Source organism: Proteiniclasticum sp. (assembly GCF_003514505.1).
In the GTDB taxonomy this organism is placed as follows: Bacteria; Bacillota; Clostridia; order Clostridiales; family Clostridiaceae; genus Proteiniclasticum.
The window spans coordinates 23,354-45,960 of record NZ_DOPX01000004.1; the positions used below are offsets into that span (position 1 = coordinate 23,354).

26 protein-coding genes and 1 tRNA gene are annotated in these 22,607 nt (G+C 44.6%); 11 read left to right on the forward strand and 16 right to left on the reverse strand.

Annotation, left to right across the window (positions count from 1 at the left end):
- Positions 1-59 precede the first annotated feature (59 nt).
- Both DEF30_RS00455 and DEF30_RS00460 read right to left on the reverse strand, forming a co-directional pair.
- Positions 60-1,397: a PTS transporter subunit EIIC gene (locus DEF30_RS00455; RefSeq protein WP_074912785.1), complete on the reverse strand. Its 1,338-nt coding sequence runs from the start codon at positions 1,395-1,397 to the stop codon at positions 60-62.
- A 75-nt stretch (positions 1,398-1,472) separates the two neighbouring features.
- A complete protein-coding gene (locus tag DEF30_RS00460) occupies positions 1,473-1,772 on the reverse strand; it encodes a PTS sugar transporter subunit IIB (protein ID WP_294095087.1) in 300 nt (99 codons plus the stop codon).
- 351 nt (positions 1,773-2,123) lie between these two features.
- On the opposite strand from DEF30_RS00460, the gene DEF30_RS00465 reads away from it, so the two are divergent.
- Both DEF30_RS00465 and chbG read left to right on the forward strand, forming a co-directional pair.
- Entirely contained in the window at positions 2,124-3,464 is a 1,341-nt protein-coding gene (locus DEF30_RS00465) for a 6-phospho-beta-glucosidase (RefSeq protein ID WP_294095090.1), read from the forward strand.
- Positions 3,461-4,240: a chitin disaccharide deacetylase gene (chbG, locus tag DEF30_RS00470; RefSeq protein WP_294095093.1), complete on the forward strand. Its 780-nt coding sequence runs from the start codon at positions 3,461-3,463 to the stop codon at positions 4,238-4,240. The genes DEF30_RS00465 and chbG overlap by 4 nt, the downstream gene beginning before the upstream one ends.
- A gap of 61 nt (positions 4,241-4,301) precedes the next feature.
- Here the strand turns inward: chbG and namA are convergent, their stop codons facing one another.
- Positions 4,302-5,330 (reverse strand): NADPH dehydrogenase NamA, encoded by a 1,029-nt coding sequence (namA, locus tag DEF30_RS00475; RefSeq protein ID WP_294095095.1) that lies wholly within the window; start codon positions 5,328-5,330, stop codon positions 4,302-4,304.
- Positions 5,331-5,651: 321 nt separating this feature from the next.
- On the opposite strand from namA, the gene DEF30_RS00480 reads away from it, so the two are divergent.
- Positions 5,652-5,864 (forward strand): DUF4250 domain-containing protein, encoded by a 213-nt coding sequence (locus DEF30_RS00480; RefSeq protein ID WP_242943566.1) that lies wholly within the window; start codon positions 5,652-5,654, stop codon positions 5,862-5,864.
- Here the strand turns inward: DEF30_RS00480 and DEF30_RS00485 are convergent.
- Entirely contained in the window at positions 5,861-6,598 is a 738-nt protein-coding gene (locus tag DEF30_RS00485) for a tRNA threonylcarbamoyladenosine dehydratase (protein ID WP_294095110.1), read from the reverse strand. The two genes, DEF30_RS00480 and DEF30_RS00485, sit on opposite strands and share 4 nt — an antisense overlap.
- Positions 6,599-6,744: 146 nt before the next feature.
- Here DEF30_RS00485 and DEF30_RS00490 point away from each other — a divergent pair, with 146 nt between their 5' ends.
- Positions 6,745-7,437: a 5'-methylthioadenosine/adenosylhomocysteine nucleosidase gene (locus DEF30_RS00490; protein WP_294095112.1), complete on the forward strand. Its 693-nt coding sequence runs from the start codon at positions 6,745-6,747 to the stop codon at positions 7,435-7,437.
- Between the two features lie 71 nt (positions 7,438-7,508).
- Here DEF30_RS00490 and DEF30_RS00495 read toward each other — a convergent pair whose 3' ends face one another.
- The 4 genes from DEF30_RS00495 to sfsA form a co-directional block, all read right to left on the reverse strand.
- Positions 7,509-9,017, reverse strand: coding sequence for a carboxypeptidase M32 (locus DEF30_RS00495; RefSeq protein ID WP_294095114.1), 1,509 nt, complete (start codon positions 9,015-9,017; stop codon positions 7,509-7,511).
- A 16-nt stretch (positions 9,018-9,033) separates the two neighbouring features.
- Positions 9,034-9,261, reverse strand: a complete 228-nt coding sequence (locus tag DEF30_RS00500; RefSeq protein ID WP_294095117.1) for a hypothetical protein — start codon at positions 9,259-9,261, stop codon at positions 9,034-9,036.
- Complete coding sequence (locus tag DEF30_RS00505; protein WP_294095120.1) at positions 9,258-9,932, reverse strand: hydrolase; 675 nt, start codon at positions 9,930-9,932, stop codon at positions 9,258-9,260. Before DEF30_RS00505 ends, DEF30_RS00500 begins: the two co-directional genes overlap by 4 nt.
- A gap of 75 nt (positions 9,933-10,007) precedes the next feature.
- Positions 10,008-10,721 carry a DNA/RNA nuclease SfsA gene (gene sfsA / locus DEF30_RS00510; protein WP_294095123.1) on the reverse strand — a complete coding sequence of 238 codons (714 nt, stop codon included), beginning with the start codon at positions 10,719-10,721 and terminating at the stop codon, positions 10,008-10,010.
- A gap of 487 nt (positions 10,722-11,208) precedes the next feature.
- Here sfsA and DEF30_RS00515 point away from each other — a divergent pair, with 487 nt between their 5' ends.
- The gene (locus DEF30_RS00515; protein ID WP_294095126.1) at positions 11,209-12,063 is read left to right on the forward strand and encodes a neutral zinc metallopeptidase; all 855 of its coding nucleotides are present in this window, start codon (positions 11,209-11,211) and stop codon (positions 12,061-12,063) included.
- A gap of 81 nt (positions 12,064-12,144) precedes the next feature.
- Here DEF30_RS00515 and DEF30_RS00520 read toward each other — a convergent pair whose 3' ends face one another.
- On the reverse strand, positions 12,145-13,230 hold the full coding sequence (locus DEF30_RS00520; protein WP_294095129.1) for a DUF3048 domain-containing protein: 1,086 nt from the start codon (positions 13,228-13,230) through the stop codon (positions 12,145-12,147).
- Between the two features lie 141 nt (positions 13,231-13,371).
- Between DEF30_RS00520 and DEF30_RS00525 the strand changes: the two genes are divergently transcribed.
- Positions 13,372-14,313, forward strand: coding sequence for an alpha/beta fold hydrolase (locus DEF30_RS00525; RefSeq protein WP_294095132.1), 942 nt, complete (start codon positions 13,372-13,374; stop codon positions 14,311-14,313).
- 200 nt (positions 14,314-14,513) lie between these two features.
- Here the strand turns inward: DEF30_RS00525 and DEF30_RS00530 are convergent.
- Positions 14,514-14,588: transfer RNA gene (locus tag DEF30_RS00530), tRNA-Glu, on the reverse strand.
- Positions 14,589-14,814: 226 nt separating this feature from the next.
- Here DEF30_RS00530 and wrbA point away from each other — a divergent pair.
- The 4 genes from wrbA to DEF30_RS00550 all read left to right on the forward strand — a co-directional run bounded on the left by wrbA (position 14,815) and on the right by DEF30_RS00550 (position 17,087).
- Complete coding sequence (gene wrbA, locus DEF30_RS00535; protein ID WP_294095134.1) at positions 14,815-15,420, forward strand: NAD(P)H:quinone oxidoreductase type IV; 606 nt, start codon at positions 14,815-14,817, stop codon at positions 15,418-15,420.
- A 140-nt stretch (positions 15,421-15,560) separates the two neighbouring features.
- On the forward strand, positions 15,561-16,034 hold the full coding sequence (locus DEF30_RS00540) for a glutathione peroxidase (protein WP_294095140.1): 474 nt from the start codon (positions 15,561-15,563) through the stop codon (positions 16,032-16,034).
- Positions 16,035-16,167: 133 nt separating this feature from the next.
- On the forward strand, positions 16,168-16,641 hold the full coding sequence (locus tag DEF30_RS00545; protein WP_074912801.1) for a glutathione peroxidase: 474 nt from the start codon (positions 16,168-16,170) through the stop codon (positions 16,639-16,641).
- A 23-nt stretch (positions 16,642-16,664) separates the two neighbouring features.
- Positions 16,665-17,087 carry a hypothetical protein gene (locus DEF30_RS00550; protein WP_294095144.1) on the forward strand — a complete coding sequence of 141 codons (423 nt, stop codon included), beginning with the start codon at positions 16,665-16,667 and terminating at the stop codon, positions 17,085-17,087.
- Positions 17,088-17,275: 188 nt separating this feature from the next.
- On the opposite strand, the gene DEF30_RS00555 is transcribed toward DEF30_RS00550, so the two are convergent.
- A complete protein-coding gene (locus tag DEF30_RS00555) occupies positions 17,276-18,268 on the reverse strand; it encodes a Gfo/Idh/MocA family oxidoreductase (RefSeq protein WP_294095146.1) in 993 nt (330 codons plus the stop codon).
- On the reverse strand, positions 18,258-18,737 hold the full coding sequence (locus tag DEF30_RS00560) for an HD domain-containing protein (protein ID WP_294095149.1): 480 nt from the start codon (positions 18,735-18,737) through the stop codon (positions 18,258-18,260). Before DEF30_RS00560 ends, DEF30_RS00555 begins: the two co-directional genes overlap by 11 nt.
- A 121-nt stretch (positions 18,738-18,858) precedes the next feature.
- Here DEF30_RS00560 and DEF30_RS00565 point away from each other — a divergent pair, with 121 nt between their 5' ends.
- Positions 18,859-19,485 (forward strand): aminotransferase, encoded by a 627-nt coding sequence (locus tag DEF30_RS00565; RefSeq protein ID WP_294095152.1) that lies wholly within the window; start codon positions 18,859-18,861, stop codon positions 19,483-19,485.
- 45 nt (positions 19,486-19,530) lie between these two features.
- On the opposite strand, the gene trxA is transcribed toward DEF30_RS00565, so the two are convergent.
- The 4 genes from trxA to citF form a co-directional block, all read right to left on the reverse strand.
- Positions 19,531-19,845 (reverse strand): thioredoxin, encoded by a 315-nt coding sequence (gene trxA, locus DEF30_RS00570; RefSeq protein WP_074912805.1) that lies wholly within the window; start codon positions 19,843-19,845, stop codon positions 19,531-19,533.
- 141 nt (positions 19,846-19,986) lie between these two features.
- On the reverse strand, positions 19,987-20,388 hold the full coding sequence (locus tag DEF30_RS00575) for an OsmC family protein (RefSeq protein ID WP_294095162.1): 402 nt from the start codon (positions 20,386-20,388) through the stop codon (positions 19,987-19,989).
- Positions 20,389-20,462: 74 nt separating this feature from the next.
- Positions 20,463-21,056, reverse strand: coding sequence for a citrate lyase holo-[acyl-carrier protein] synthase (citX, locus tag DEF30_RS00580; protein WP_294095164.1), 594 nt, complete (start codon positions 21,054-21,056; stop codon positions 20,463-20,465).
- Positions 21,057-21,067: 11 nt separating this feature from the next.
- Positions 21,068-22,606: a citrate lyase subunit alpha gene (gene citF / locus DEF30_RS00585; RefSeq protein ID WP_294095167.1), complete on the reverse strand. Its 1,539-nt coding sequence runs from the start codon at positions 22,604-22,606 to the stop codon at positions 21,068-21,070.
- Between the last annotated feature and the right edge of the window lies 1 nt (position 22,607).

Consider the following 22,607-nt stretch of genomic DNA (forward strand, 5'->3'; position numbering starts at 1 on the left):
TTAGGAAGAATAGTCCCAGGACAAGCTCCTTGGGACTATTCCATCAGTTTCAGTTCTACTTATGCGGTTTTTTCCAGTTCTTCTCTTTGTGCTTCATAACGGTTTGCAATCATAACAAATGGCATGTACACAAGGAAAGCGATGACAAGGTTCACAACGGAGACAACAACTGCTCCAAAGGATCCGTTGGTCGCAAGGAATGCGTTCAGGATTGGTGGTGTTGTCCATGGTACTGAGTTTACAATCGGACCTGCGAAACCAATCTTTGTGGCATAGAACGCGACTAAGGTCAGAATTGGCTGTACAATGACAAATGGGATGAAGTACACTGGATTCAGAACGATTGGCATACCAAAGAGCACAGGCTCATTGATCATAAAGACTCCAGGTGGGAATCCAAGTTTAGCCACTTCTTTCTGCTGCTTTACTTTGGAGAAGATGAGGATTGCGACGATCAGTGGAAGAGTTGCTCCAGAACCGCCCATGAACACATAAGCATCCCAGGAACCTCTTACCCATACTGCAAGTTCATCTGCACCAGTTCCGATGGCACGGATACCATTGGAGAACTTGTCGATGTTTTCAAGACCTAGAGTTCCATACACAGGACTCATGATGGCTTCCAGCATATTTGCGCCATGAAGACCAAAGAACCAGAGCAGTGGAATCAGCGTGGAGATGATAAGAATCGAGAAGATGTTCTGTCCTAGCACAGAAAGACCTGCTGCGATATTCACTTCAAACCATGCAAAGATGTTGAGTCCTGAAGCTACATTAAAGAAGTACGCCACAAGTGCCCAGAAAAATACTGCGATAAATCCTGGAATAACTGCAGAAAATCCTTTTGCTACAGCTGGAGGAACGGTATCAGGCATTTTGATGACCCAGTTCTTTCTCACGATGGCAAAGTATATTTCTGGAGTGATAAGACCTACAATCAGTGCAATGAAGATTCCCTGTGCGCCCAGGAAGTTTGTAACCCAGGATGCAACTGCTTCATTGTTTCTTGAAAGTGCCCCTAAAAGAACGAACGATGCAACAGAAATAAGTCCGGTGGATAGTGAGTCTTTCTCTTCATTGACTGCACGGTTATACCCCATGGAGAAGGTAAGACCTAACGCGATGATTCCGAAAGTTCCACTTTCCATGAGAGAGAACAGTGGAGCCAGATTTTCATTGGCCCATACGATAAATGCGCTTTCAGCACCAATATAGTTGGCGAGAAGAGACCAAGGCACAAAGAATACATTGTTTAGAAGTACCGCGAATGCACCTACAAGAATAAGAGGCATCAGCGCTGCGAATGAGTCTCTGATGGCAACCAGATGTTTCTGTCCGCCAATTTTTGCAGCCACGGGGACAAATTTTTCTTCAAGGAAATTAATAAAACGATTCATTTTGACCTCCTTTGAACTACTGACTTAATATCTTTTCCCCGCCCATTGTCGACTTATGTTTGGGGTTTAAGACCATTATTTCTGCGCTAAGAGCGCCAGGGCATTATTAAGAACTTTCTCGCCTTCCATTCTTCCGTAGGCCAGCATATCAATCACGTCTACCGGAACAGTGGCAAGTTTCACAAATTCATTTTTCATAAAGCGGACCTGAGGTCCCAGAAGGACAAGATCCACATCTTTGAGTATTTTTTTACCTTCACCAGCAGAAAGCGCAAAGATTTCAACATCGATCCCTTTTTCTTTCGCTGCTTTTTCCATTTTTGTCACCAGCAGACTGGTGGACATTCCTGCAGAACATACGAGAAGTATTTTCATAAGATCCCCCTTTTTTTGGCTATAAACGATTACAACCTTCTTAAAAAAATCAGCACCAATAAATTCATTGGTACAACTTTATGATATGATTATAACGAAGTACTTTAGCAATGTAAATAGAAATTTTTGATTTCTATTATCTTTTTTATCTCATTTCTCCCTATATGATTCATTTTCAACATAAAAATCACTTTATTTTTGACCGTTTCTTTATGGTTTCATAGCGCTTATTTGAACATTCGGAAAAACCATCAAGATTTCCCATGAAAAATACTTGTGGGAACCACTATAATTTGTACCAATAATTTAGTATAATCTGAGTAAAGAAAAAAATCGAAATGGAGGTAGAATATGAAAACCTATAAAATAGTCACCATTGGTGGCGGATCCAGCTATACACCAGAGCTCATCGAAGGATTCATCAAGCGTTATGCAGAGCTTCCCGTAAGAGAACTCTGGCTTGTGGACATTGAAGAGGGTAAAGAGAAACTGAATATCATCACAAAGCTGGCTGAGAGAATGGTGAAAAAAGCTGGCATCCCCATGGAGATCCACAGTACCCTGAACAGACGCGAAGCGTTGAAAGATGCAGATTTTGTCACCACACAGTTCCGTGTGGGAGGCCTGCATGCCAGATCCCTTGACGAATCCATTCCCCTATCCCACGGGCTCATCGGGCAGGAAACCAACGGTGCAGGCGGTATGTTCAAAGCACTGAGAACCATCCCCGTGATCTTTGAGATCCTGAAGGACTGTGAAGAGCTCTGCCCCAACGCATTTGTCGTGAACTTCACAAATCCTGCGGGACTTGTGACCGAAGCTGTCCTAAACCATACCTCCTGGGAACGATTCATTGGAGTATGTAATCTGCCGTATGGCATGGAAGTTGGCGTATCCAAGATCCTGGAGGCAGAAAAATCCAGAGTCCGCGTTCATATGGCAGGTCTCAACCACATGGTCTTTGGTTTAGATGTGTTTCTGGATGGTGTCTCCGTAAAAAGAGATGTTCTGGAAAAAATGGCAACAGAATCGGAATCTCTCAACATGAAAAATATCATGGATCTTCCCTGGTCTCCAGAATTTTTGAGGGGACTTGATGCCATTCCCTGCGCTTACCACAGATATTATTTCCAGAAAGATCAGATGCTGAGCCATATGCTGGAGGACTTTAAGACAGGCGAAACCCGTGCATCCCAAGTGATGGCTGTGGAAGAGGATCTTTTCAGAAAATATCAGGATGAAGATCTTGCCGATAAACCAAAAGAACTGGAGTTAAGAGGTGGTGCATTCTACAGCGATGCAGCGGTGAACCTCATCTCTTCCATCGCCAATGACAAACGGGACATTCAGGTGGTCAACACCAGAAATAAAGGCGCCATCGCTTCACTGCCCTTTGATGCCGCCGTGGAAGTATCTTCTATCATTACAAAGGATGGTCCAGTGCCTCTTGCAACAGGACTCCTGCCAGCAGCAGCGGAAGGAATTGTGCAGCAGCTGAAATCCTTCGAAAGGCTCACTGTTAAAGCAGCCTTAAGCGGAAAATACGAGGATGCCTATGTGGCCATGGTTACAAACCCTCTGGTTCAAAGCGAGCATCTTGGCAGAAAGGTCCTGGATGATCTTCTTCTGGCCCATGAGAAGCATCTTCCTGCTTTTAAAGAAACCATTGAAGCCTTGAGGAAAAGGCCATGAGAATTATCATCAACGGAGATGATTTCGGTTTCTCTGAAGGACAGAACCTTGGTATCATAAAAGCTCACAAAGAGGGCATTCTCACCTCCACCACCGCCATGGCTGGAGGACCTGCTCTTTCCCACGGCATGGCTCTTGCGAAAGAGTGCCCCGATCTCAGCATCGGCGTGCATCTTACTTTAGATGCACTGCGACCACTCTCCCCTTTGGACCGGATCCCAAGTCTTGTGGATGAACATGGCAAGTTCATAAGGTTTCCCATGGACCGCCCTCTTCCTGTCAAGGCGGAAGAGGTGTATCTGGAGTGGACAGCTCAAATTGAAAAAATCAGATCTTACGGAATTGAGCCCACTCATTTGGACGGACATCATCATATGCATCTCCATCCGGATGTGCTGAAGGTTACCACCGTCTTGGCAAAAGAGTATAACCTCCCCATACGGCTGGTCCCATCCTATGTTTCGGGAGAGGATCTGGATTTTATCCATAAAGAGAGGATTCAGACATTTTATGGGCTGACGGATTTCTATAAAGAGACCGTTTCAGAAGAGTATTTCCGAAGATTTCGGGAAAACCATATAGAACTTGAATCTGAGGTTCTCGAAATCATGTGTCATCCGGCCTATCTAGATGACGTGATTCTTGAAAACAGCAGTTACCAGATTCATCGGGTGAAGGAGCTTTCCATACTTGTGAACCCGGAAGTGAAAAAAGCAGTGGAAGCACAGCAACTCACTTTGGGAAGTGTGAAGGACTTTTTCCCTATGACACCCTAACAGCACCATAAGAAAGAACCTGATCATCCAAAACGATCAGGTTCTTTCTTAATTTCTGTCTCTATTTACGGTGAGCCCAATCCACATGAAACCCTCTTTTATAGGCAAAGAGCGGTGTCACGTGACCTCTTCCTTCTTTGATCAGCACAAAAGGATCCCGCAAAAGCACCCGGCCAAGAGCCACAAGGTCTGCCCGATCATTCTGAAGAATCTCCTCTACCTGATCCACTTCTGTGATCATCCCTACGGTTATGGTCTGAACTCCACATTCTTTTTTCAGAATCTCAGAGAACTTCACCTGGTAGCCAGGATAAACATTAATTTTCTGGTCCACATGAAGCCCCCCAGAACTTACGTGGATCATATCAAAATCCTCTTTCACGAGATGAATGATTCTCACCATCTCTTCAATGTCTATACCACCTTCCACATAGTCTGCAGCAGACACTCGAAGAATCAGCGGAAAATTCTCCGGAAGTACAGATTTCACTGCTTTTGTCACTTCCTTCAGAAATCGGACACGGCTTTCCGTAGATCCGCCATAAGCATCGGTTCTATGATTGGAAAGCGGGCTCAGAAACTCATGGATAAGATACCCATGAGCTCCATGAAGCTCAATGAGTTCATACCCCGCTTCAAGACTTCTCACAGCAGCCGCTTTAAAGGCTTCCACGATTCTTTTGATGTCTTCCAGATCCATCTCCTTTGGCAGCTTATAGTCTTCATTGAACGCAATGGCGGATGGTGCCAAGGTGGTGAGTGAAGAAATACCACATTTTCTTCCTGCATGGCCCAGCTGAACACCAATGTGGGACCCGTATTTTTTAGAGAGCTCCACAATTTTTCTATGTCCTGGAATCTGATCATCCTTCCAGATGCCCAGATCCCTCTCTAGAATCCTGCCCTCAGGCGTGACTCCTGTAGCTTCCACGATGATGAGTCCAATCTCTCCCAGCGCCGCATTGCCGTAGTGAATATAATGAAAGTCAGTTGGATGTCCGTCTTCTGCCATATTCATACACATGGGCGGCATCACCACTCTATTTTTCAGGACCAGATCTTTGATCTTGTACGAACTAAATGTCTTCATCGCTCGGCTGCAAAAAACAGCACCCTCAACTCCTTTATGCCTCAAAATCTACTCAAACATATCCCTTGTCCAATATGTAAACGTATCTACCATCAATTCTACCTTCTACCACGTATAAAGTCCACAGAAAGAAGGTGGTACCCTCATCCCGTGGACTCGTACAGATGTTGCATTTTGTTGTTAATCCATAGATAATATCGGCAATTAATTAACAAACTTATAATATTCATCAAACCTTTGTTAATAACTTACATTTTCTCATGGTTTTCTCTTATAATATGAGTAACATATACTACGTGCCTAATATGAGGAGGAAGAAACATGAGTATGGAAACGGCTTTCACCCAGGAAAACATCATGGAGATGGACCCCTTTATTCTGCTCAGCACCATCAACACAAAGCTTCGCAACGACTTCGATTCTCTCGCAGCCTTCTGCGACCATTATCATCTGGATCAGAGCGCTCTGATGAACAGACTTGGAGAATTCGGCTACGACTATATTGGAGAAATCAACCAGTTCCGTATGCCTTAATCGAGAAGCCCCATAAGCTCTCTCATGACTTCAGAAGCAAGAAGAATCCCCGCCGCAGGCGGAACAAAGGAAGTACTCCCCGGAGTGCTTCTTTTTTTAAGGCTGCTTACAGCCCCTTCCACGGCTTCTCCTTCTATGGCCATGGGCACCAGCGGTTTCTCCGTGGATGCCACCACTTTCAGGTGAAGAATCCCACGGTTTTTCAGCTCTCTTCGCATCACTTTGGCCAAAGGGCACATGGTGGTCTTCTTGATGTCCGTCACGAATAGTTTGGAAGGATCCAGCTTATTGCCCGTTCCCATGGAACTGATGATTTTTATGTTCTTTTCCTTACAGTAGGCAATGACCTGAAGCTTGCTGGTTACTGTATCTATGGCGTCAATGACATAATCCGTGTCCTCTGTGATGATCTCCGAAAGATTCTCACTGCCTATGAAAGCTTTCACCCCAATCACTTCACACTGCCGGTTGATGCTTTCTGCTCTTTCCAAGGCAGCATCCACCTTATGCTTCCCGATGTGATCGTACGTGGACAAAAGCTGCCGGTTCAGATTGGAAAGAGTGAACACATCATCATCCACCACCACAATCTTTCCCACTCCACCCCTTACCAAGGCTTCAAAGCAGGTTCCTCCTACGCCACCAAGTCCTAGAAGCACCACCTTGGACCTGTGTAGTTTTTCCATATTTTCTGCTCCCAGGAGCATCTCTGTTCTTCTTAACTCATGCTGCATCTTCATCCATTCCTTTCATAAAACACATGTAAATATATCGGAAATCTCTCCCTATTTCAAGTCTTTTCCAAAAACACTTCCTTTACATCTCTTCCCCTAATCTCTTATAATTAGATGCAAATAGAGTACAAGGAGATTATATCTAGATGAAAATAGGGATTATTTGTGCCATGGAGGAAGAACTGGCTCCTCTTAAAAAAATCATGTCCATCAAGGAAACCAGGACCAAAGCAAGAATGGAGTTCATCGAAGGCACTTTGGAAGAGAAAGACGTTGTCATGGTGATTTCAGGCATCGGTAAAGTCAACGCAGCGGTTTGTGCCCAAATCCTCGCGGATGACTACCAGGTGACCCACCTCATCAATGTAGGCGTAGCCGGAGGCGTCAAGGAGAATATCCAGCCCATGGATGTGGTGGTGGCAAAAGCTCTACTTCAGCATGATATGGATGTCACCGCATTCGGCCTGAAGCGTGGCGAAATTCCGAGGTTTGAAAGTTCACTCTTCCAGTCTGATGAGAAGCTTACCGCACTGGCACTGGAAGGCTCCAGAAAAAATGAAGACTATACCACCCATGAAGGCATCATCGTCAGTGGGGATCAGTTCATCTCCAGCAAGGAAAAGATCGAAGATCTTCTGGAAACCTTTGACGCTGCCGCCTGCGAGATGGAAGGCGCTGCCATCGCCCAGGCAGCTGATCTGAATCACATTCCGTTCACTGTCATCCGGGCCATTTCAGACAACGCCAATACCGGTGCAAGCATGGATTATGAGAAGTTCAAAGACCTGGCCGTGGAAAACACCGTATCGATCCTCACCTATGTTCTTAAAAATCTATAACTGAAAAAATCCCAGGCACAGTTCTTCACAGAACTGCTTTCCTGGGATTTTCATATTTCACAAAAGGATCCTTAGAATCCGTAGATCTTGCTGTACTTCTCTTCCAGATACTGGAGGAAATACTTGGCGGTCAGGGGCTCTCCCGTGATTTTCTCAATAAGCACCTTGGGTTCGTAGGTTCCACCGTGGCTATGGACATGATCTGCCAGCCATTTCGTGATTTCAGAAACCTTGCCTTCACGGATGAGCTCATAGTAGTTAGGCAGATCTCTCAGCATGCCTTTGTAGAGCATCTGTGCACCGTAAAGATTTCCGAGGGCATAACTTGGGAAATACCCAATCATTCCGCCAGACCAGTGAACATCCTGAAGAACTCCCTTGGCATAGGATTCTGGTGTTACCCCTAGATACTCTGTATACTTATCTGCCCAGATTTGGGGAAGCTCATCGAAATTCACCTCTCCATTGATCAGCATTTTTTCAATCTCGTAACGGATGATGATATGGAGACTGTAGGTAAGTTCGTCCGCATCGATTCTGATGAGAGATGGCTCTACCTTATTGATGGCTTTATAGACATCCTCTGGGCTGTAATTTTTCAGTCCTTCGAAGGCTGACACCATATTGGGATATTCTGTCTCAATGAACTCTTTTCCTCTGCCTAGAATGTTCTCGTAGTATCTGGATTGGGATTCATGGATTCCCATGGACACACCGCCACCGATGTTGGTTTTGGTGATGTCATCCGGAATGTTCTGCTCATAGATGGCATGCCCTGTTTCATGGATGGTGGAGTACATGGCTGTCACAGGGTCTTCTTTGCTGTAAGCTGTTGTGATTCGTACATCCTTGTTGCCGAAGTTTGTGGAAAATGGATGTGCGCTTTCTGCAATGGCACCTCTTTCAAAATCATAACCCAGTCTCTTCGCAAGCTCTGTATTATATTTCTTCTGCGGCTCTATGGCATATTCGCCCTTCAGGATACTGCTGTCAATTTCCACCGCACTTTCTCCGATCTTCTTCAAGAGAACCAGGAGACCATCCCGAAGCTCCTTGAATACCCCATCTATTTCTTCCACTGTTGCACCAGGCTCATACATATCCAAGAGAGCATCATAAGGAGTTTTCTCATAACCGATGTATCCTGCGATTTTCTTGTTGAAATAAACAATCCTCTCCAGAATAGGCTTGAAGGACTCATAATCATTTTTCTCTCTAGCTTCTGCCCAGTAGGTTTCTCCTGAAGCCACAAGCTTGCTGTATTCAAGATATTCTTCTTCTGGAATTTTCTTCATGAAATCCAGTGACTTCTTGGCCGCCTTCACCATGGCTTTTTCTTTGTCGTTCATTTCTTCCAGATGCTCATAAAGACCAAATACCAGATCCTGATACTCTTTTCCGGTCTCCAGCTTGTACATGAGCTGGCTTAAGTATCCCACAACCTCAGAGCGTCTTTCCACGCCTTTGGAAGGCATAATGGTTGCCATGTCCCAGTAAAGAACCCCTTGAGCATCTCCGATGTTTTTCATTTCTTCCTGGATTTCCAGAAACCTTTTGAATGATTCTTTGTAGTTTTCCAATCCTTTGTCCTCCATTCTATTCCATATTTTTTAGCTTATAGTATCTTTCTATCATAAGTTCACGCTCTCTGTCCATCGGTGGCGCCAGTTCCAGCACAGATTCTGTTTCCCTGCAGTACTTAACTGTTATGCATTGCCCCAGATTTCTCGGGCACCTGTAGCATAGACAGGAGGGATCATTCCCATCACAGCTTTCCGCGTACTCCGGACAGTGTTTGCAGTTTTCTGCTAAATTTTCTCTCATAGAATATTCTCTCCCCGATATTTGTCCATCAGTTTCTTCATGATTTCCGTGTTGGAGGGTGGTGTATAGGTGATGGCATTGGCTCCTGCCTCAATGGTCTCCAGGATGCTCTCCTCCGTAGGCCCTCCCGTGGCTATGATGGGGAATTCCGGATACTTCTCCCGGATCTTCCGCACAATCCTTGCAGTGTTTTTTGCACCAGAAACATTGAGAATGGTGGCACCAGCTGCAATTCTCGCATCAATGTCATCTTCTTCTGAGATCACCGTGATGACAATGGGAATATCGATGACATCCCGGACTCCGCTGAGAATCTCATTTTTCGTCGGGCTGTTCAGAACCACACCGATGGCTCCTTTGAACTCCGCATCCAGAGCAAGATTGATCACTCTCTTTCCAGTAGTTGTCCCACCTCCAACACCACAGAACACCGGCACATCAGAAGCATTGATAAGGCTTTGGGTGATGATGGGCTGCGGAGTAAAGGGGTAAACACTCATCACTGCATCTGCATTGGTGTTCTTAATGACGGCAACATCGGTGGAAAAAATAAGAGACTTGATTCTCTTTCCAAGAATCACAATACCCGTAGCCTTTCTAATCACTTCCGGTACTTCTATCATATGACCCCGAAGGTTTGTGGTAATCACCGGGGCAGTTCTTTTATCCATTGTACGGCCTCCTTTTTGCTTTAAGATATTTTCATCATTATATCATCGGAATGATCTTCTCAGTTCTTAACATTTTTAGAACAGATCGGCTTCTTCCCTGAACACAACAGGGACAGATTTTGACAGCTCCAAGGAGCTTTCTGTAATTTTGCAGTCATAGGCAAAAAGATCCACGCCTTCCATTTTAGCCCGGTAAAGCATGGCTGAAAATAAAGGATCCTGTTCATACGCTGGTGTGAATCCCTTCATGCCATCCATTTGAAGCACAAAGAGAACCCCAGCCCCGTGCCCTTCCTTTTTGACAGAAATCAGCTCCTCCACATGACGGGTCCCTCTTTCCGTAGGCGCATCCGGAAAACTCGCCACAGCTTCCGTCTCTAATGTGACGCCCTTCACCTCCAGATAGTACTTTTTCCCCTCAGGGCTTTCCAGGAGGAAATCAAATCTGCTCTTACCGTAGAATTTCTCACGCTTCACATCAGTGTACTCTGTCAGTTCAGGAATCTTTCCAGCAAGAAGTGCTTCTTCCACGACCTTATTGGGTATCTGGGAATCAATGTTGATGAGAGCTTCTCCTTTATAGGCTGCAATGAGACTATAGGCAGTTTTTCGGTTTGGATTGTCTTCTTTCCGAAGGATCACTCTTGTGCCTGGAATGAGGATTTCCTTCACCCGTCCTGTGTTTGGCACATGCACCATGATGGTTTCTCCTTCATATTCCACATATCCCTGGAAGCGGTTTGGCCGTTTCACAAAAACAGCTGGAACAGTTTGTTTTATGAATTTCATAATGTATTCTCCTTGAAATCTTCTTGTGGATATGCTTTCCCACCCAAGAAAAGTATCCACAAATTGTGTAGGCTTTTATCCACATTCCTGTGGATAATGTGTAAAGCAACCGGGAAACATTCAGAATCAACTTGGATGTTATCCACAATAATTGTTATTTTTCCACAATCTCTGTGGATAAGTACAGGTGTTTCTTTTTTCTTTTGTCAAGTCTTCCTGATGATTTATCAATTCCTTAATCTTTTTGATATTTCAGACCACTTAGACATAAGGTTCTCCTCTTCATCCTACTCCATGATTCTTAACAGAAACTTTGGATTTCTACTCCATCCTGAATGATTTCCTTCAAATTGTAAAGGGATGGCCAGTCCCATTCATAGTAAATTTACTTTGCATATGATTCCTTAAAACCGTAAGGAACCCCACAGATGATATAATAGAAGGAAGAAATTACAACCTTTCACAGGTTTTACGAGGAGTGTTTTTTATGAAATGGAGAAACAGGCGACAAAGTTCCAATATTGAGGACCGCCGCGGAAGAAGCGCCCCCATGGGGGGATTAGGCGGTAAAAGTATTATGGGCGGCGGCATCGGGCTCATCCTTCTTCTTGTCTTTGCCCTGCTCGGTGGAGATCTTGGTTCCATGCTTTCCCCACAGATCACCTCTCCCGAGAATATCCCCTATGAAGCTTCCCAGGAGGAAGAAGACCTGGCTGATTTTGTATCCGTGGTTCTGGCAGACACAGAGGATGTCTGGACAAGCCTTTTCAGAGAGTATAACAGGGAATACGAAAAACCCACTCTTGTTCTCTTTAACGACCGGGTGGAGTCTGCCTGCGGCGTAGCTGGTTCTTCCACAGGCCCTTTCTACTGTCCAGCAGACAAGAAGATTTATATCGACTTGAGTTTTTATAAAGAACTCAGCCAGCGCTTCGGCGCTCCGGGAGACTTCGCCATGGCCTATGTGGTAGCCCACGAAGTGGGGCATCATGTCCAGACACTCCTTGGCATCTCCCAGCAGGTACAGCAGCTGCGTGGCCGGGTCAGTGAAGCTGAGTATAATGAGAATCTAGTAAGACTGGAGCTTCAGGCGGATTATCTTGCTGGCGTCTTTGCAAACTATGTCCACGGCAGAGGGTATCTGGAGGAAGGCGATATTGAAGAGGCCATCAATGCCGCCAATGCCATCGGAGATGACACGCTGCAGAAAAAAGCCCAAGGTTATGTGGTACCTGACAGCTTTACCCATGGCACCTCCGCACAGCGCATGAAGTGGTTCAGGCTGGGTTTCCAGTACGGAGATTTGGAGCATGGCGACACCTTCAACACAAACGACTTATAAAAATCCTTCTATATTGCCAGAAAGAACCCTCGGAGAGATCCTTCATGGATGCTCCGGGGGTTCTTTCTGCTGATTTATAACTTATCCTTCAACATTCACTTCTGACTCCGGACGCATAATCTGAATAAAGGTCTTCCCTGGCTGGAATGCCATCTCATTTCCCTCTTCATCATAATACTTTGTCATGGACGATTCATTCTCCCGGACCCATGTTCCTTTTTTCATGGTGCCGCCAATGAAATACTCTGCAGCTCCCGTTCCGATCATTTCCATATTGGTATACACTGTATCCTTCACATGGTAGTGTTCCACATGCTGTACAATGATATTCTTCACGGAGATCTGAGTATTGTTTTCTTTGTCCATCATAGGTTCTCCATTGATGAAGCGGTCATATACCCCTTCCTCTTCTCGAAGCTCATAGGTGATCTTATTGTCTGCCCGATAGGAGAGAGATATTTTTGAAGCCGGCTGACCTCCTTCCACCTCCTTGTCAAGGTAGGCAAGGGTCCTGTCCTTGGGCTCAAAGTCATAGGCTTCTGCCATGACCAGTTCCAGATTGGTATAAGCATTGTGCGGTGCAACCCTGTCGGTGGATCTGGAGAATCCCACGGACGTGATGGTTCCATCCAGCCTCTTGGCTGTGATGCCCAGATCCTGTCTCCAGGTGTCTATATCCTGGCCTTCCAGATTCTTGGAACCACCGTAATAAATGTAGAGATAGTTCCACTCGCTCCAAAGGAACATATGCTGTTTCCGTGCACTTCTCACTGGACCCGCCTTTTCAGGATACGTTCCATGAAAAAATGCCGTCAGCCTTGTGATGGTGCTTTCCACTTCCATTTCGTAAATGATGCCAGCTTCAGACAGTCCGCTGTGGGGCCGTGCCGCTTTGGTGTTTTCCATCTGCACCATGATGACTTTTCCGTCCCCCTCATAGGGAAGTCCAGTTAAAGGGGAAAGCCCAGGCACTACTTCTTCGTAATGATGGGAAAGTGTCCCCGCTGGCTCTTCTATTGGAGTTTCCACAGGCTCCTCCACAGGTTCTTCTTCAGCTGGAGTTTCCACAGGCGTTTCCGCCGGAACTTCCGGTGCCTCTTCTTTCTTGCAGGCGAATAGCCCCAAGGAAAGAGTTAAAATACATAAAATAATCACTGTTTTTTTCATATGAGTGCCCCCGTTCTGAAATCATTCTATTCTCATTCTATCACAGCACCTCGACTTAGAAGAACGAATTTTCAAAATCATTTGCTTTCTGCCTGGTACAGTTCATATAATAGATGTAATAAACAGGTGGAGTGTGATTGTATGAGTTACCAAAAAACAGTTGAGACCATCCCCAGCACCAATCATCTTTACAATGTCCACATTTATATCTACACGCCAAAAACCAAACCTCGTTATATGCTTCAGATCACCCACGGCATGTGCGAGTATCTGGAGCGCTACGAGCCCTTCATCCGCTACATGACCAGTAAAGGGGTTCTTGTGGCAGGCCACGACCATGCCGGTCATGGAAACAGCATCCGTACCATGGAGGATCTTGGTTATTTCTCAAAGGATCCGTATGATCTTACTTTGGTAAAAGATCTGAAAAATGTCTCTGATCTTCTTGCGGAAAGATACAGCCACCTTCCGCACTTTATTCTTGGCCACAGCATGGGCTCCTTTATGCTGCGCAAATATCTCATGAAATATGGAAGAAGCCTCAGCGGAATCTTTATCAGTGGTACTGGTGGTACAAACAAAGGAATCGGACCCGGAATCACCTTGGCAAAGTCCATTGCTGCTATCAAAGGAGACACCCATAGAAGCAGCCTGTATAACTCCATTTTCTTTCAAGGATTCAACAAGAACTTTAAAGAGGAGAATGATGAGTTCTCTTGGCTCTCCAGAGACAAGAAAATACGCGATGCCTACAGAAAAGATCCCAAATGCAATTTTGTTTTTACCTTAAATGCCTTCAAGGGATTTCTGACTATTATGAAGGATGTCACCCATGAAAACTGGGCAGACACCGTTCCCAAGGATGTCCCCTACCACCTTTTCAGCGGAAAGGAGGATCCTGTAGGTGCTTATGGTAAAGGCGTTCAGGAAACCTATGAGCGGCTCCTGGAAGCTAAAGTGAAAGAGGTTACCCTTACGCTCTACGAGGGCGGACGTCATGAAATGCTCAATGAAACCAATAAAAAAGAGGTCTACGAAAATCTTTTCAAAAGAATGGAGGAAATGATCAAGGATCGGTCTTGAGATTCCATCATAAAACGACTGGAGCTTTTTTAATGCCCCAGTCGTTTTATTTTCTGCCCTTAAGGCTCCGGACTCAACCGTTTCTCAGAAAGCTCTGTCTATAACCTTCTGGAAAACTCCATAAAAAAATACATCCGTTGAAATCCAGTTGGGAAGCTCTTTCAGAGAACTATCCGTAGATTTCAAGGATGTACTTGTAATGGTGACCCCTAGGGGAATCGAACCCCTGATTCCAGCGTGAGAGGCTAGCGTCTTGACCGCTTGACCAAGGGGCCACATTCGTTATGACCTTTCAATAATATCACTCACAGGTGTTCAAGTCAACCACTTTTCCCAGGCTTTGCACCTGAAAGATGTCATTGATTTTATGAATAATTCGTAAATACTACTAACTAGTACAATATTAACCTCCGGTACACACTTTCTTAATTAATTGTACACAAGCTAATGATATAACTAAGGCATCGACACATTACAGTGAAAAGAAAGGAAGTTTGAAACATGAGTAAAGTTAAAGTAGCCATTATTTATTACAGCGCTACAGGAGGAAATTACCAGATGGTCCAGTGGGCAAAGGATGCAGCTGAAAAAGCAGGTGCCGAAGTGAAGGTGCTGAGAGTACAGGAGCTGGCTCCAGAATCCGCCATCGCCTCCAACCCTCTTTGGAAAAAGCATTACGATGAAACCAAGGATCTCATTCCTGTAGCAACACCTCAGGATATGGTAGATGCAGATGCCATCATCTTCTCCACACCAACCAGGTATGGAAATGTCGCCTCTCAGTTCAAGCAGTATCTGGATACCCTCGGCGGTGTTTGGTCCCAGGGTCTACTTGTGAACAAGACCATCACTGCCATGTCCTCCGCGATGAATGCCAACGGCGGCGTAGAAGAAACCATCCGCTCCATTTACACCTCTGCAATGCATTTTGGTGCAATCATTGTCGCACCTGGATACACAGATCCAAGCATTTATGCAGCAGGTGGAAATCCATACGGTGTATCGGCTTCCATCATCGATGGAGAAATCAAGAACGATGTGGAAGGTGCTGTACGGCATCAGGCAAAGAGACTTGTGGATGTGACAAGACAGTTCCTCGGCAAGTAACTCCTACATATGTTCACAGGAGAATCCTTCGGGGTTCTCTTTTTTTATGCTGTTTTTCATTTTTACCTATTTAATTTGACAAAATTAAATTTTGCCATTACTATATAACTAGTTAAATATATAACCAAGGAGTGTAAAAAATGAGCATTTATGATTTTAACGCTAGGGATATCGACGGTCAGGAAAGAGAACTAAAAGAGTTTGAAGGTAAGGTGCTGCTCGTTGTCAACACCGCCAGCAAGTGTGGCTTCACTCCACAGTTTCAAGGTCTTGAAACCCTTTATGAGAGGATGAATGGTGAAGGATTTGAGGTCCTTGGATTTCCATGCGGACAGTTCAATGATCAGGAACTTGAAAGTGCAGAAGGCATCAAGAACTTCTGTGAACTGAACTACGGTGTTTCTTTCACCATGTTTGATAAAATCGATGTGAACGGAGAGGCTGCCCATCCATTATTCAAACACTTGAGAAAAGAGACCAAAGGTCTCCTGGGTGATGCTGTGAAGTGGAATTTCACAAAATTCCTGGTGGACAGAAACGGAACAGTCCTCAAGCGGTATGCTCCACAGGTGGATCCTCTGGATATTGAAAAAGATATACGAAAGCTTTTGTAATACGGATCAGCTCTCTTAGAAAAGAGCCTGGAAACAGGCTCTTTTCTCCATTGTCTTGTATGCAATAATATTTGACAAGGCTGAATTTTTCGCTTATTCTAAGAATAATAACTAACACAGTATGAGGTGTATCATGAATATCTATGACTTTACCGCAAAAGACATTGACGGTGTGGAGACTCCACTGAAGAACTTCGAAGGAGAAGTGCTTCTTATTGTAAACACTGCCAGCAAATGTGGCTTTACACCGCAGTTCAAAGATCTGGAAACCATCTATGAAAAACACAAAGACCAGAAGTTCTCCGTCCTGGGCTTTCCCTGCAATCAGTTCAATCAGCAGGACCCTGGAAGTGAAGAGGGCATCAAGAATTTTTGTGAGCTGAATTACGGGGTCACTTTTCCCATGTTTTCAAAGATTGATGTGAACGGAAAATCCGCTCATCCACTTTTTGTCCATTTAAGGAAAGAAACCAAAGGACTTTTAGGCGACTCTGTCAAATGGAACTTCACTAAATTTCTGGTGGACAGAAACGGAAAGGTCCTCAGAAGATACCCACCTACCACCAGTCCTCTGGCCATTGAAAAGGATATTGAGGAACTGTTATAAAGAATAAGGATTAGGAGATTCCCATGAAAAGACCGTATTTGCTCGTATGCTTACTGTTCTTTCTCAATTTCATGACTGCCTGCGGACATAAAGAAGGGTATATTCATCGGGAAGATGCGCTGAAAAGAGGCTATATTGTCCTGGAAGGCACCAACAGCCATAATCATGAGCGTTTTGACATGTTCCTGAAGAACGTGGACTTAAAACGGGAAGATCAGATTACCATTGTCATCTATGATCTTATTCAGAACCAGTATGTACTCACCGTAGAATACGATGGCGAACACTATCATGCAAGCCGCTACTTTATGGATCAGAACCAGAAGAAATCCCAGGTCATTGAGAACCTTGTGTTCACACACTTAAGCTATACCTCCTCAAAGAATTATTTTCTCACCCACGAAAACAAAATCCACAGTGATCTGTGGATTTATCAGGGAAAATAATTTTTAAACCCTACTGTTCTAGGATAAAAAACTTTGTTATACTATTCATAGGAAGTTCAGTATGATTCTCACTGAGCTTTTGATAACCAATACACGGACAAAAGGAATCCCGAGGGTAACCTCAAATTGCTTTAAAGAATGGACATGACTTCTGCAATTTCATTGCAGAAGTCTTTATTTTTGCCCTATTAATCCTTGTTTCTAAAAAACACTTCTTTTCCAAACTTGAATGCTTCCAGAATCTCCTGGGTTTCCAGACCGTTCCATCCGCTGTCCTCAACATTTGTTTTTCCAAGCATTGCATCAGAAATCATTGAAATCATCTCCATCTGGGAATGTTCCGGCTCTTCAAATTCGAAGATTTCAGTGCCGTGATCTGTGATTAATGATACTGGTGCCTGGTCCATGATGGAAAACCGTAAGGCTCCTTTACTTCCAGCTATGGTTAGAAGATCTTCTCGTATCCCGCAGCTTGCAGTGATGTTCATGGTTCCTTGAATGCCGTTCTCAAATAAGAAGAATCCTGTGGTTACATCCTCTACAGACAATGCCTGAGAAAGATTTCCTGATTTTCCCGAAACCATAGATGGTTCACCAAAAAGAAACAGAAAAAAATCAATCATGTGAGAGCCCACATCATAAAGAATCCCACCACCTGAAGTATCCTCCTGGAACAGCCACGGCCTGTTTGGATCAAATTGTGGTACCGGACACAGGTACTGATACGTGAAGGAGCGGACTTCTCCGATGGCACCTTTCTCCATCAGACTTTTGATCTGAAGAAACTTTTTCTGCGCTCTTCTGTAGTACGCTACATAAAGCTTCACTCCATGCTCTTCACATGCTTTTCTCATTTCTCTGCACTCATCACTGTTCAGCGCCATGGGCTTTTCCACATAGACATCTTTTTTATGCTCTGCCGCAAGCACTGTGTAATACTTATGCATATGGGGCGGCGTAGCAATATAAACCGCATCCACATCCGGGTCGCGAAGCATGTCCAGGACCTCTGTAGAAAAATACGGGATTTCATGTCTTTTGGCGTAGTCTTCCAGTTTCTTCTCATCCCGCCTCATGACCCACTTCATCTCGGTCTGGGGCAGTTTCCTGAACGCTGGCCCGCTTTTTCTTTCAGTTACATCTCCACACCCAATCATACCGAATACAATCTTATCTTTCATTTTTCGTCTCCTCCTCATGCTCATAGGCCTTCAGATACACCTCTGCTGCCCTGTATTTCTCCAGTCTTCTTCGATCTTCCGCTCTGATAGGCTCAGCTAGTCTCTCCCTATTTTGATTGTCCTTCAAATCAGAGAGTTTGACCCTCCGGGAAAGGGGGTCTTCTGCCACCCTTCTGATATACTCCTCATAGTTTTCTTCTTCGCTTCTTGTCAAAAGCAGGACGCTGTCCACAATAGCAGATGAAAAACCACTCTCCAGAAGGTCTTCCGCTGTGAGTGCCGTGTCTTCCAGAAGATCGTGGAGAAGCGCAGTGATTCTTTCCTCCTCTGTTTTCATGTGGAGCATCACTCGGAGCACATGAAGAATATAGGGTTCTCCCCCTTTATCCAGTACACCGCTGTGATGGATCGCAGCAAGTGCTAAAGCCCGCTCAAACTCCGGCAATTTTAGAAGTTCTTCTCTTTCCACACTGACACCTCACTTCAATAAATCAGGAAACTACTTTATAATGAAGAAAGATAGTTCTGCTTTTCCTCTAAGAACAGTATACGACAGGTTCGATGGAAACGCACAAGAAAAGGAGACTCCCATGAAAAAAGAAACAATCTTCCTGGAACTGATGAATCACGGAAAAGTACCTGTTTATGCCAATCATAATGATGCTGGAGCCGATGTCTTTGCTTCGGAGGATTTCGTGCTTTGTCCAGGTGAAACAAAAGTGCTGCCTCTTAAAATCAAAGTGGCTCTGCCAGACCACTTAGAAATGCAAGTTCGCCCCAGAAGCGGTCTATCCCTGAAAACTTCTCTGAGGATTCCTAACAGCCCGGGCACCGTGGATGCAGGCTACCGGGATGAAGTAGGTATTATTCTGGAGAACTCCTATAATCTTTCTGCACTTCCTTATGAAATGCTCAGAGATCCAAGTCTAATGAATACGATAAAAGAAGAGTATGAGATTCTGTTCCCCGTGGATAAAGAAGCAGTTTTCACAGCCTACAAAGGAGAACATTATGAAACGCCACAACTTCTGAACTTATCTCCCTTCCTCATTTTAGATGAGAACCATCATCCCTATGGCACCATCTACATCGAGAAAGGGATGAAAATCGCTCAAGTGGTCTTCAACGAGGTCATCAAAGGGGAATTTGAAGAGATCGAGGATGTGACAACAAAAGGAACGAACCGGGGCGGCGGTTATGGAAGCACAGGATTATAGCAATAAAAATGAGCCTGACATTGGAATTCATGTCAGACTCATTTTTTATAAGTATTTTTCAAGCAGTCCTTCAAAATAGCTGCGGTCTCGAAGACCAATGGCTCCTTCTTGTGGAATTCCATCCTTAAACAGAATCAGGGCCGGTATACTTTGAATCTTATAAAACTTCGCAAGTTCCGGGCTTTCATCCACATTCAGCTTCAGAACATCCAGTTTCCCGGAAAAATCAGAAGCCACTTCCTCCAGCACCGGTGTAATCATACGGCATGGGGCACACCATGGAGCCCAGAAATCCACAAGAACCAGTCCCTTTTTATGAAGTACATCTTCCCGAAAGGTTCCATGACATGTCTCTTTCATCTTATCCTCTCCATGTTTTTGTCAAATTAGATTTTATAAAATTTATTATACCGGATAATTAGGTTTTGCGCAATATATTTGGAGAAGAGATCGAAAAAACCCCATACTGACATATCAGCATGAGGTTTTTCGTTTAAAGATTTATTCTTTGTCTGTATATTCAAAAGAAAGAGTGTAGCTCATTTCTGCCACATTAGATAGTGTCTGATACACAGAGCAGTACTCTGTAGCCAGTCTCATGGCCTGATCCAGCCCCTTTTCTTTTTCAGGATTCTTTACAACCACATCCACATGTACAGTCTTCAGGGTCGTTGGCACTTCCGTTCTCTTCTCTCCAGACACCTTCATGGACACGCCTTCATAAACGATCTTTTTCTTCACGGCGATATCCAGGAATGTGGAGTAAAGGCAGGAGCCCAAGGCGCCGAACACCATATCATAAGGCTCTATGGTGCCTTCCTCGATTCCAATTGGCACTGTGCCTCTCTTGGCCTTCAGTGTCCCTTTAAATCCATACTCAAAATCCATGGTTACCCATTTCATTAAAATCAATCCTCCCAGGTTTTCATTTATTTGAACTGATTCAATTTTACCATAGAGAATCCTGGTTGTCATTTTTACAGGCATTCAGTGCTCATGATACGATATTTCTGATCCTCTTTGAATGGAGAATAGGCTGCAGTCATTTCTTCCATTTTATCCAACAGCTCTTCCACTGGATGTGTCCTGTTCCGTCCACAGGCTTTGGAAGAGTTTCCACAAAGGAGGCATCTTCTTTCTGGATACCCAAATTCCTCTCTCTGCAATGTTCTTATGGTTCCATCCTGAAACAACAGAATGTCTATATCAAACATTCTGCCTAGAGGGTTTTCCTCTTCGATCCTTATGGCTGCTTTTTTCAGCTCCTCCACTGGACCTCTTATCACCAGAAACAGCTCTGGACCTGTAGACAAATGAATCTCTTTTTCAAAGATCACGGTCCGAACTGTATGTTCCAGGACACTTTTTATCGCCTCTACACCGATGGTGAAGATTTCCTCAATATGTTCATTGTTTTTCACTGGACCCGGAATATTCAGCTTAAAGGAAAGAATGCCATGGCCACCATGGGCTGATGCAAGCTTATACTGATAGTTTGCCCGCATCTCCCTGGTGTGAAGCACTTCTTCCAGAGTCGGTCTCTCTCCTTCTGAAAAGCGTGTTTTGGCCATAGCATCTCCTCCTATTCTTTTACTTTTCTTACTACATCAATGATGCTGCCATCTCTGTATTCAATGAGAGCAACCACCCTATCCTCGTACTCAATAGGATCAGGTCTTCCAACAATCTGATAGGCTTTTTCCTTCAGCTCTTCCAAGGTGAACTTTGGAATCTTCACATCTTTGAAGGCTTCCATAAGATCCTGTCTTCTTGGATTGACGGCGATTCCGATTTCTGTCACCACCACGTCAATGCTCTCGCCAGGAGTAATGATGGTGTTCACTTCTTCCACGATGGTTGGAATTCTTCCGCGGATGAGCGGTGTCAGCACCATACTCATCTTCGCTCCAGCAGAAGCGTCGCTGTGTCCGCCTGATGCACCTCTGATGATTCCATCGGATCCGGTCATGACGTTGACATTGAAGTTTGTATCAATTTCAAGTGCAGACAGAACCACCACATCCAGCTGGTTCACCGCTGCACCTTTATTGGCTGGATTTGCATAGAAAGAAGCACTGATTTCATAATGGTTCTCATTCTTCTTCATGGACTCTATGGCTCCACGGTCGAAGCATTGTGTATCAATGATTTTTTCGATGAGCCCCTCTTCCAGCATGCTGCACAGATGTCCAGTAAGACCGCCCAGTGCGAAGGATGCCTTGATGTTGTCCTTACGCATGGATTCCTGCAGGAATCTTGCAACAGCAAGTGTGGAACCGCCGGTTCCCGACTGGAAAGAAAAACCATCTTTATAATAAGGTGAAGATGTGATCACCTTATTTGCATTTTCAGCGATCAGCAATTCTTTCGGATTTGTGGTGATTCTTGTTGCACCCTTGGCGATGCCATTGGGATCTCCAATGGATTCCACTTCCACCACATAGTCTACATGATTCTGTGGAATACTGATGGGGGTATTGGGATAAGGCACAAGATTATCTGTGATGATGACCACCTTGTCTGCAAACTCTGCATCCACCTTGGCATATCCTAAAGAACCGCAATTGGCTTTCCCATGGGAGCCGTTGGCGTTTCCATAGCAGTCTGCGCTGGGAGCCCCTAAAAATGCCACATCGATATGAATCTCATCTTTTTCAATGGCTCTGGCTCTTCCACCATGGGTACGGATGATTACAGGATTTTCCATAAGTCCCTTGGAGATTGCTGCACCAAGCTTATCCCGGAGACCTGATGAGGTAATACTGGTAACAACCCCATTCTTAATGTGCTCTATAAGTGGTTCATGAACGTTTGCAATGGAGCTGGAAGCTAAGGTAAGATTTTTGATGCCCATGGCCGCAATCTCGTCCATGACCATGTTAAGGACCTTATCTCCTTCTCTGAAGTGATGGTGAAAAGATACAGTCATTCCGTCTTTCAATCCTGTCTTTTCAATGGCTTCACGAATTGAACCCAAAAGCTTGGACTCACCAGGCTTTACGGAACTTACCAGACCGCTGGATCTTTTATATTCATGATGAACTGCCCATTGGCCTTCAAAAAGCCCAAAGGAGTTCAGATAGGTTTCAGGAATCTCTCTTCCTAGTTGATTCTTTGCCATC

What these genes read in the sequence shown, in the direction of transcription:
- DEF30_RS00465 (WP_294095090.1), top strand. Translation starts at nt 2,124, where the DNA reads ATGAAAACCTATAAAATAGTCACCATTGGTGGCGGATCCAGCTATACA.
- DEF30_RS00575 (WP_294095162.1), bottom strand. Translation starts at nt 20,388, where the DNA reads ATGAAATGGGTAACCATGGATTTTGAGTATGGATTTAAAGGGACACTG.
- DEF30_RS00460 (WP_294095087.1), bottom strand. Translation starts at nt 1,772, where the DNA reads ATGAAAATACTTCTCGTATGTTCTGCAGGAATGTCCACCAGTCTGCTG.
- sfsA (WP_294095123.1), bottom strand. Translation starts at nt 10,721, where the DNA reads ATGAAATTCATAAAACAAACTGTTCCAGCTGTTTTTGTGAAACGGCCA.
- wrbA (WP_294095134.1), top strand. Translation starts at nt 14,815, where the DNA reads ATGAGTAAAGTTAAAGTAGCCATTATTTATTACAGCGCTACAGGAGGA.
- DEF30_RS00505 (WP_294095120.1), bottom strand. Translation starts at nt 9,932, where the DNA reads ATGGATAAAAGAACTGCCCCGGTGATTACCACAAACCTTCGGGGTCAT.
- namA (WP_294095095.1), bottom strand. Translation starts at nt 5,330, where the DNA reads ATGAAGACATTTAGTTCGTACAAGATCAAAGATCTGGTCCTGAAAAAT.
- DEF30_RS00490 (WP_294095112.1), top strand. Translation starts at nt 6,745, where the DNA reads ATGAAAATAGGGATTATTTGTGCCATGGAGGAAGAACTGGCTCCTCTT.
- trxA (WP_074912805.1), bottom strand. Translation starts at nt 19,845, where the DNA reads ATGAAAGAGACATGTCATGGAACCTTTCGGGAAGATGTACTTCATAAA.
- citX (WP_294095164.1), bottom strand. Translation starts at nt 21,056, where the DNA reads ATGGCCAAAACACGCTTTTCAGAAGGAGAGAGACCGACTCTGGAAGAA.
- DEF30_RS00480 (WP_242943566.1), top strand. Translation starts at nt 5,652, where the DNA reads ATGAGTATGGAAACGGCTTTCACCCAGGAAAACATCATGGAGATGGAC.
- DEF30_RS00555 (WP_294095146.1), bottom strand. Translation starts at nt 18,268, where the DNA reads ATGAAAGATAAGATTGTATTCGGTATGATTGGGTGTGGAGATGTAACT.
- DEF30_RS00525 (WP_294095132.1), top strand. Translation starts at nt 13,372, where the DNA reads ATGAGTTACCAAAAAACAGTTGAGACCATCCCCAGCACCAATCATCTT.
- DEF30_RS00500 (WP_294095117.1), bottom strand. Translation starts at nt 9,261, where the DNA reads ATGAGAGAAAATTTAGCAGAAAACTGCAAACACTGTCCGGAGTACGCG.
- DEF30_RS00545 (WP_074912801.1), top strand. Translation starts at nt 16,168, where the DNA reads ATGAATATCTATGACTTTACCGCAAAAGACATTGACGGTGTGGAGACT.
- DEF30_RS00565 (WP_294095152.1), top strand. Translation starts at nt 18,859, where the DNA reads ATGAAAAAAGAAACAATCTTCCTGGAACTGATGAATCACGGAAAAGTA.
- citF (WP_294095167.1), bottom strand. Translation starts at nt 22,606, where the DNA reads ATGGCAAAGAATCAACTAGGAAGAGAGATTCCTGAAACCTATCTGAAC.
- chbG (WP_294095093.1), top strand. Translation starts at nt 3,461, where the DNA reads ATGAGAATTATCATCAACGGAGATGATTTCGGTTTCTCTGAAGGACAG.
- DEF30_RS00485 (WP_294095110.1), bottom strand. Translation starts at nt 6,598, where the DNA reads ATGCAGCATGAGTTAAGAAGAACAGAGATGCTCCTGGGAGCAGAAAAT.
- DEF30_RS00520 (WP_294095129.1), bottom strand. Translation starts at nt 13,230, where the DNA reads ATGAAAAAAACAGTGATTATTTTATGTATTTTAACTCTTTCCTTGGGG.
- DEF30_RS00455 (WP_074912785.1), bottom strand. Translation starts at nt 1,397, where the DNA reads ATGAATCGTTTTATTAATTTCCTTGAAGAAAAATTTGTCCCCGTGGCT.
- DEF30_RS00540 (WP_294095140.1), top strand. Translation starts at nt 15,561, where the DNA reads ATGAGCATTTATGATTTTAACGCTAGGGATATCGACGGTCAGGAAAGA.
- DEF30_RS00515 (WP_294095126.1), top strand. Translation starts at nt 11,209, where the DNA reads ATGAAATGGAGAAACAGGCGACAAAGTTCCAATATTGAGGACCGCCGC.
- DEF30_RS00550 (WP_294095144.1), top strand. Translation starts at nt 16,665, where the DNA reads ATGAAAAGACCGTATTTGCTCGTATGCTTACTGTTCTTTCTCAATTTC.